This is a genomic window from Agriterribacter sp. (assembly GCF_035445465.1).
In the GTDB taxonomy this organism is placed as follows: domain Bacteria; phylum Bacteroidota; class Bacteroidia; order Chitinophagales; family Chitinophagaceae; genus Agriterribacter.
The window spans coordinates 68300-74600 of record NZ_DAOMQT010000021.1; the positions used below are offsets into that span (position 1 = coordinate 68300).

The 6301-nt window shown below is 43.5% G+C and carries 4 protein-coding genes; all 4 read right to left on the reverse strand.

What is annotated here, in order from left to right; translation table 11 throughout:
* Nucleotides 1-453 (reverse strand): DMT family transporter, encoded by a 453-nt coding sequence (locus PLE34_RS12130; RefSeq protein ID WP_324557308.1) that lies wholly within the window; start codon nucleotides 451-453, stop codon nucleotides 1-3.
* Nucleotides 454-644: 191 nt separating this feature from the next.
* Nucleotides 645-1523: a TraR/DksA family transcriptional regulator gene (locus PLE34_RS12135; protein WP_324557311.1), complete on the reverse strand. Its 879-nt coding sequence runs from the start codon at nucleotides 1521-1523 to the stop codon at nucleotides 645-647.
* A gap of 4 nt (nucleotides 1524-1527) precedes the next feature.
* Complete coding sequence (gene ileS, locus PLE34_RS12140; protein WP_324557314.1) at nucleotides 1528-4932, reverse strand: isoleucine--tRNA ligase; 3405 nt, start codon at nucleotides 4930-4932, stop codon at nucleotides 1528-1530.
* Nucleotides 4933-5611: 679 nt separating this feature from the next.
* Nucleotides 5612-6199, reverse strand: a complete 588-nt coding sequence (locus PLE34_RS12145; RefSeq protein WP_324557317.1) for a nitroreductase family protein — start codon at nucleotides 6197-6199, stop codon at nucleotides 5612-5614.
* Nucleotides 6200-6301 lie beyond the last annotated feature (102 nt).

Below are 6301 nucleotides of genomic sequence, written 5' to 3' on the forward strand. Positions count from 1 at the left end.
TTAATATTTCCTGATCAGTATCACCCCTGCAATTAACAAAATAGCCCCTATTATCCTCCCCGCACTTATTTCCTGCACGCTCATGCCCAGCCATCCATAATGGTCAATAACCATTGCGGCCAGCAACTGCCCGGCTATAATAAGCGCAAAGGTTAGCGCAGTGCCAAGGGTGGGTATAATGAAAGTAATGATTGCCACATAAAACGCCCCGATTATACCGCCGGCAAATAGCCATAGCGGGGCAGATTGTATGCCATTCCATTGGATAGTATGTTTACGGGTGAGTAACAGGTAAGCAGCCAGGAACACCGTGCCCACTAAAAAAGATATAAAGGCGGCCATTACGGCCCCGCCCGATACCTTGCCTAATTTGGCATTGATGCCTGCCTGGATAGGCAATATAGCGCCTGTAATGGCTGTAATGAGCATCAGGATAAATAACCTCGATTGCATAGTGTGTTTATTTAATATCAATATACATTAAATATTTGTGCATTCGTGGCTACTTTAAGGGGTATTGGGTAAATCAGCCCGTTTGCGGGCCGCTGGAATTCGTGGCGTATAATTCCAGGTAACGGATAGTCATTATAAAAGCCGGATATCCGTTGAGGAACATCCGGCTTTTATACATTTGAGCAAAACAATTATTGAATATTGGGATTTTTGGCAAATCCCATTTTGGCTTCTATGCTTAAAGTAGCATGAGGTACTGCCCGTAATCTCGCTTTATCAATGAGCTTGCCGGTAACGCGGCAAATACCGTAGGTTTTGTTTTCAATACGCATCATGGCTTTCTCCAGATGATCAATGTATTGAATCTGGCGGCTGGCCATCTGGCTCAGTTGTTCCCTTTCCATGCTAATGCTGCCGTCTTCCATGGTCATATACCGGTTTTCACTTTCATCTCCTCCCATATCGTCTTTACGGGTAATAAGGCCCTGGAGATAATTAAGCTCCTTTTTTGCCGCTTCTAACTTACGTAATATCAATTCTTTAAATTCAATTAATTCAGCATCGCTATATTTCATAGTTGGTCCGCTTTGCTGCACTGCCGGCCGGTCAAGTACAGACTGGGTAAATTCAGGTTCATATTTTCTTGCCTGGTTGGTGCTTAATTTAGGAATAACTACAGGCTTACCAGGTTTTGTTTTTTCCACTTGCGCTTTCGCCACTTTTTTTATTTGTTCAAATTTTGGAGATAATTGTTTTGTGGGGGCAGCCGGAACTTCTTTAACTGCTTTTTTAGCAGGTTCATGCTTTGTGGCATGTGTTGCCTTTTTTACCGGGGTAACGGGTTTTACGGGTGCTTTTGGAGATACCGGCTTTTTAGCAGATGCTTTTTTAACTGCTTTTTTTGCAACAGGCTTGTGTGCTACCGCTTTGGCAGACTTGGCCTGTTTAACAGGCTTTGCCGCCTTCTTGGGGGCGGGCTTAGCAGCTTTCACCGCTTTTTTGGGTGCCGCCTTGGCGGGTTTTGCCTTGTGAGCCGTTGCTTTTTTTGCTGCTTTTTTATTGGGTGCCATTCGTTTATACTTTTTTGGTCACTAAAATCTTTAAAGGTATGTCATTTATTTCTATATCAATACCATTCGTAATATCCGGTAACCATTCTATATTGTCTGCCAAAATTTCCGCGCAAATATATGTATTAAATTCAGTGATAGACGGTTTGAGCGCGGTATTTTCAGATAGTTTTACCAGAATTCTGTCAGTTAGCTCATAACCATTGTCTTTCCGGATTTTCTGGATCCTGTTCACTATTTCCCTAGCATTCCCTTCATGTTCTAATTCAGGCGTAAGCGTTACATCAAGGGCTACTGTCAGTATCCCCTTATTGGCTACTATCCAGCCCGGCACATCTTCACTTTGAATTTCCACTTCCGGCAAGGTAAGGTCAATTTGTTCCCCGTTTATATTAAGCGTGTAAACGCCTTCTGTTTCTATTGTAGCAATATCCTCCTGGGTAAATGCTGCAATGGCTGTGCTTACCGGCTTCATTTTAGCGCCCAGTTTTTTGCCTAAAGCGATGTAGTTGGGCTTTATTTTTTTGCTGATAAATCCATTTCCTTCTGTAATATATTCTATTTCCTTAATGTTCACTTCGTTTTTGATTAGTTCTTCTACTTTACTTATTTGTTCCATCATGCGCTTGTTTTGCACGGGGATAAGCACCTTTTGAAGGGGTTGCCGAACTTTTATATTTACTTTTTTACGGAGTGAAAGTATTAAAGATGAAATATCCTGCGCCATTTGCATTCTTTCTTCCAGGGCTTCATCTATTACCGCCGTAGCTGCTTCAGGGTACAGTGTATGATGTATAGATGCAGCATTATTCCTTTCAGATACTACATTCAGGTTATGGAATATTGCATCACAAAAGAAAGGAGAAACGGGGGCCATAAGCTGCAGCACTGTTTCGAGGCATTCGTACAGGGTTTGATAGGCGCATATTTTATCGTGCTCATATTCGCCTTTCCAAAACCTGCGGCGGCATAATCTTACATACCAGTTGCTCAGGTGTTCATCAACAAAATCCTCAATAGCCCTGCCTGCATGTGTTGGCTCATAATCATCCATATATTCGTTTACCCGCTTCTTCAGGCTGTTTAAAGAAGAAAGGATCCACCGGTCTATTTCCGGGCGCTGGTCCAAAGGAATACAGGCTTCCTTAAAAGCAAAGCCATCTACATTGGCATACAGGGCAAAGAACTGGTACGTATTATATAAGGTACCGAAGAATTTGCGCTGCACTTCCTTTATACCCTGGAGGTCGAACTTCAGGCTATCCCAGGGGGAAGCGTTGGTAATAAGATACCACCTGGTAGCATCTGCTCCGAACTGCTCAATAGTAGCAAAGGGGTCTACCACGTTACCCAGCCGCTTGCTCATTTTATTCCCGTTCTTATCCAGCACCAGCCCGTTTGAAACGCAGGTTCTGAAAGCCAGGCCGGGGTATTGCTGATCAGTAACTGCTATACCTGCTTTTTGGAGTTCTTCCTGCACGGATTCTTTCAGCAGGCTGCCCAAAGCATGCAGGGTATAAAACCAGCCGCGTGTCTGGTCTACGCCTTCGGCTATAAAATCGGCCGGATAGTTTTTGGCGAAAACTTCAATATTTTCAAAAGGAAAGTGCCACTGGGCATATGGCATGGCGCCGCTATCGAACCATACATCCACCAGGTCGGGAATGCGTTTCATGGGTTTTCCGGTGGGGCTAACCAGGATCACTTCATCTACATAAGGTTTGTGAAGGTCAAGTATACCATTATGTAAATAATTTTCATTTACACCGCCCCCCAGCACTTCATTGGCCTTTTTAATTTCCGTGTTCAGCTCATGTATGGAGCCAATACATTTTTCTTCGGTCGCGTCTTCGGTTCTCCAAACAGGCAATGGTGTTCCCCAGAACCGGCTCCTGCTCAGGTTCCAGTCTACCATATTTTCCAACCAGTTGCCAAACCGGCCTTCACCGGTTGATTTGGGTTTCCAGTTAATGGTTTTGTTAAGTTCCACCATCCTGTCCTTTAATGCGGTGGTTTTAATGAACCAGGCGTCTAAAGGGTAATATAAAACCGGCTTATCCGTGCGCCAGCAATGCGGGTAATTGTGCTCGTATTTTTCAATTTTAAAAGCGCGGTTCTCTTTTTTCAGCTTCACGCAGATGTCAACGTTTACATCTATATAATCCTTTTCGTCTTTATAATTTTTTACATACCGGTTGCTGAATTCTCCCGTACCATCAATGAATTTTCCTTCCCTGTCAACCAATGTTAAAATACCAAGCCCGTATTTTTGCCCAACTTTATAGTCGTCTGCACCAAATGCGGGGGCGGTATGCACAATGCCTGTACCATCTTCAGTGGTAACAAAATCTCCGGGCACCACTCTAAAAGGGCGGGCGCCGGGCGTAATGGTTTCGATGGCTTCGGGTGAATTGGCTTCAAATGGCAAAAGCTGCTCGTACCTTATATTTTCCAGGTCTTTGCCTTTAAAGGCTTTTAATATTTTCCAGGGTAATGTTTTGGTCCCGGAAGTATAATGCTCAAAATCGCCGTTTTCATCCTCTGCTTTAAAATAGGTATTTACCAGGGTATTGGCAAGCACAACGTTTACAGGTAAGTGCGTATAAGGATTAAACGTTTTTACCAGCACATAATCAATATTAGCCCCAACGGTAAGCCCGAGGTTGGAGGGGAGCGTCCAGGGAGTAGTGGTCCAGGCAAGAAAAAAAACCTCATCGCTTTGAGCCGCATCAAACAAAAAATTGCTTTTTTCATCTTTCACCGCCTTAAACATCACCACAGCCGATGTATCCTTCACCATCTTATAGGTGCCGGGCTGGTTCAATTCGTGCGAGCTTAAACCGGTGCCGGCGGCAGGGGAATACGGCTGAATGCTCACGCTTTGATAAAGCAATCCCTTTTCATATAACGCTTTCAGGGCCCACCACAGGGTTTCAATATAGCTGTTTTCAAAAGTAACATAAGGATCAGACAGGTCTACCCAGTAACCCATTTTGTTGGTTAATTCATCCCATTTGTCTTTGTATTTTAATACTTCTCTGCGGCAGGTAGCGTTGTATTCCTCAACCGAAATTTTCTTCCCGATATCCTCTTTTGTAATGCCCAGCATTTTTTCAACGCCCAGCTCTACAGGAAGCCCGTGGGTATCCCACCCCGCTTTCCGTTTTACCTGGTATCCCTTCATGGTTTTGTAACGGCAAACCAGGTCTTTGAGCGTGCGGCCAATAACATGGTGGATGCCCGGCATGCCGTTAGCGCTGGGAGGTCCTTCATAAAATACAAAAGAGGGCGCACCGTCACGCAGCCTTATGCTTTTTTCAAAAGACTGGTCTTCAGCCCATTTTGTTAACACTTCCTGCTCCGTAGCCGGCAGGTTCAATCCTCTAAATTCCTTGTACCGTATTGCCATAAATAGCCAAAAAATGTTGGCAAAGTTACAGAAACATAAGGTATTTTCCGGCTTATTGTTCTTCCTCTGGTCTTCCCCAGGGCAGTGTGCCTACCCGAATTATGCATTTACCGGACGCTTAGTTTATTTTAAAAAAGCAAAGTCTGGCGCTACAAATGAAATAAAAGAATATTTATCAGGTATGCATAAACGATAGTAGCATGCGGATATGGTGATATACAGGGAAAAATTTCCCCATGTTGAACCCGGTGTGTGTGCAATTACACAAAATTAAAACGGGCAAAAAAGAAATGAAATGTAGTTGCATCATAAACCGGCTACCTGTTATACCACAAACCGGTTACTTAAAAGGAGAAAAAACATTCACTTATCCACATCCCGGAACTTTGGCACAGTTTCTGAAAATTAGGGACTTATATAAGCATAAAGCGTTTTAATCTTTGTGTTTATTTAATTGCACACAAAAACATATAGGGATCTATATATAAAAGCACTAAGTTTTTCCAGGGTTTAGGGATTAGGGATCGAGGGGAGCAGTCGTGCTCCCTTCTTCTTTTTAAAGAATGCTCCAAAATCAAAAACGAAAGCATTGCTTTTTTACGGGTTTTGCATTTTTTTAACACTCATCATTTACAAACTGCTATTCCTGGCGTAACACGAATTTCTTTACGGGTTTCTATTATTCGCGTATCCAGTTTGCTTTAGTATGCACATCAGCGCGCCTTCCTTTTGCAGAAGGTATAGCTACATAGCCAATATAGAAAAAGCCAAGCAGTTTATCCGCTTCACCCAGTCCGAAAAAGCTTTTGGCATTTTCGTAATACGTTATTCCCCCTGTGGTCCAGTATCCGCCTAAATCGTATGCGGTAACAGAAAGATAGATATTTTGTACGGCGCAGGCCACCGCTTCTATGTCTTCTATTTCCGGTATCCTGGTATTAACAGCCCGTTTCATCCCTATGGAGATAATATGTGAAGCTTTTAAAGGCTGTTGCTGCAGCTTGTGATATTTTTTTTCGGCAAAACCGCTCCCGGATTCCTGCCTGTATAATTCACTTTGAAAGGAAGCCAGTTGCTTTAAGCCGTTGCCCGTAAATACCGAAAAGTGCCAGGGCTCATTTTGCCCGTGCGTTGGCGCCCACGTGGCATTGGTCAGTATTGCTTCAATAATTTCGTCAGGAATAGGCCTGCCCGCATCAAACTGATCGGGGAAAACCGAACGCCGGTTACGGATAAGATGGTTGATGCTATCGGTGTTGTATTGCATATATTAATTTTAGAGGTGTCGGGTTACAGGTTTCAAGTCTCAGGTTTCAGGGTGTGCATGCCTAAAATAGGTTGACAAAAAACAGTCACTTATGATGAGGCA

What these genes read in the sequence shown, in the direction of transcription:
- ileS (WP_324557314.1), bottom strand. Translation starts at nt 4,932, where the DNA reads ATGGCAATACGGTACAAGGAATTTAGAGGATTGAACCTGCCGGCTACG.
- PLE34_RS12130 (WP_324557308.1), bottom strand. Translation starts at nt 453, where the DNA reads ATGCAATCGAGGTTATTTATCCTGATGCTCATTACAGCCATTACAGGC.
- PLE34_RS12145 (WP_324557317.1), bottom strand. Translation starts at nt 6,199, where the DNA reads ATGCAATACAACACCGATAGCATCAACCATCTTATCCGTAACCGGCGT.
- PLE34_RS12135 (WP_324557311.1), bottom strand. Translation starts at nt 1,523, where the DNA reads ATGGCACCCAATAAAAAAGCAGCAAAAAAAGCAACGGCTCACAAGGCA.